This is a genomic window from Carnobacterium sp. ISL-102, assembly GCF_018612935.1.
GTDB classification, from domain to species: Bacteria; Bacillota; Bacilli; order Lactobacillales; family Carnobacteriaceae; genus Carnobacterium_B; species Carnobacterium_B alterfunditum.
In genome coordinates this window covers 1-1,965 of record NZ_JAGGRF010000024.1, presented here as the reverse complement: position 1 = coordinate 1,965, position 1,965 = coordinate 1, and the positions used below count along the sequence as shown (strand labels likewise).

The window sequence follows — 1,965 nt, the reverse complement described above, 5'->3', positions numbered from 1 at the left end:
TTCCCTTTCTTTTTTGCTGACCGTGATCGCTTCAGTTTCTTCATTGCTCTATAAGTAAAAGAGACAGCGGAATTTAACGAGGCTGCTGAAAAAGTAGTTTTATCTAGCGGAGACTAACTTAATAGTAAACAAGAAAGCGGAAAAATGGGAGTGCCCATTTTTCCGCTTTCTTAGTTTAATCCATTTTAGTCCTCTTTGAGGTTTATTATCCACCTATTATTCTAAGTATTCTCTTCATATTTGCTATAAATACGGTAGAAGCACTTTGTATAGTCATACCGAATAAACCGCTACTGCTAGATTTTCTCAGTCCATAACGGTTTTTTAATTCACTATTCTTTGCTTCAATTCGGTATCTTAGTTTTACTTTCTCACGGAAAATGTCTGTTTGTTCAAAGTCGATTTGTTTTTGATGGACCGTTGATTTAAGAGTCACATTGTACGTTTTTGTTTGCGCACCGATTTTGTGGCATATTCCTTCCAAGGGACAAGTTTTACATTTCTCGACATCGAAATAGTAGGTCATGGTTTGATTCCTTTTTTGGCTTTTCTTACCAGTCTTCGCTTTCCTGATTGCCTGATGTCCTTTGGGACAGACAAACATGCCTGAATCTTTATTAAAAAAGAAGTTGTCCGCCTTCTGGCGGTTCCCCTTACTCACGTTGGGATTCAGTCTCGCAATCAACTGAATGGTATCTTGGTCGCATTTTTCAAGGTTGTCTTTTCCAGAATAAGCAGCGTCTCCAATAATAGTGTGGATTTCCATTCCATTCCGTTTGGAGTGTTCAATCAGTTCTGGCAAGTATTTACCGTCTGGTTGTTCACCGGACGTGATAACTAATCCAGTGATTAACCCATTTTCGGTCATCGCCAAATGTGATTTGAATCCGAAAAAAGAGGAGTCTGCGCTTTTGTGTCCGATTCTAGCATCTGGATCCTTGGATGATGAGATAGACAATTGGGTTTTATAATCCTCAACCATTTCTGTAGTCAAATGTACTTTTTCATTGATGTCTGGAATGGGAGCGAGCATTGGATTTTTTTCGATAATCTCCAAAAGTTTTTTTGTATAGAGTAGCTCTTCTTGAATGTCATTGGAAGTATTTTTGGTAGGGAAAAGAGTTTTGACTGATTCATCCACGCGGTAACAGGATTTACGAAGCAAAGAAGCTTGCTTTCTTAGGGCTTCTAAAGGAGAGTGAAATTGGAATCGGGCATTTGTATGAGTAGCGTCCACGATAATGGTATCCCCTAAAGGGATATTCTGTTCTTTGGCCACTTTAATAGACCGCTCAAGCAATAATTCTAGCAAGTCACTATTCTTTAATCTCTGAGTTCTAAATTTTGACAGCAAAGAAGGATGAATGATGTCATCTTCGGGCGAGAGATCAAGAAAATACTTGAAGGACATGTCATACCTTGCCCTCTCACATAAATCGCGATCTGAAAGGGGATACATGACTTTCAAGAGTAATAACTTAAACATGTACACAGGATCCGCCGCATTTCTACCGAAGTTAACCGTGTAATTTTCTTTAACTTCCTCATAAATAAAAGAAAAATCCACTAGCTCTTTTATCCTTCTGAGTGTATGGCTTTGCGGGACTAAAATATCATACAGTTGACGGTACGGACTAGAATTTTGTGATACTTGTTTACGTAACATCCTCGTCACCCCATTTTTTCTTTCATTATACTGCTTGTCCTATTCGATGAATAGCAAAAAAGCCAGATATTTCTATCTGACTTTTTCAGCAGCCTCAAATATATAGGGATGCTTTTTCAAAATTTCAATTTCTTATCCTTCATTACTATTCATCATTAGAAAACTTACGCATAAAGAACTTCACTATTTCCACTAAAGGAATAATTGAAATAGCTGCTCCAAATACCAACAACCATTGTTCAACATTTAATGGGGATACATTAAATGAATCATTTAACCACGGTATTAAAATAACAACA

2 protein-coding genes are annotated in these 1,965 nt (G+C 37.4%); both read right to left on the bottom strand.

The window, feature by feature from the left end; translation table 11 throughout:
* Positions 1-205 precede the first annotated feature (205 nt).
* Entirely contained in the window at positions 206-1,666 is a 1,461-nt protein-coding gene (locus tag J7E16_RS08830) for an IS1182 family transposase (RefSeq protein WP_214890929.1), read from the bottom strand.
* Positions 1,667-1,811: 145 nt separating this feature from the next.
* Entirely contained in the window at positions 1,812-1,952 is a 141-nt protein-coding gene (locus J7E16_RS08825) for a cation transporting ATPase C-terminal domain-containing protein (RefSeq protein WP_353049881.1), read from the bottom strand.
* Between the last annotated feature and the right edge of the window lie 13 nt (positions 1,953-1,965).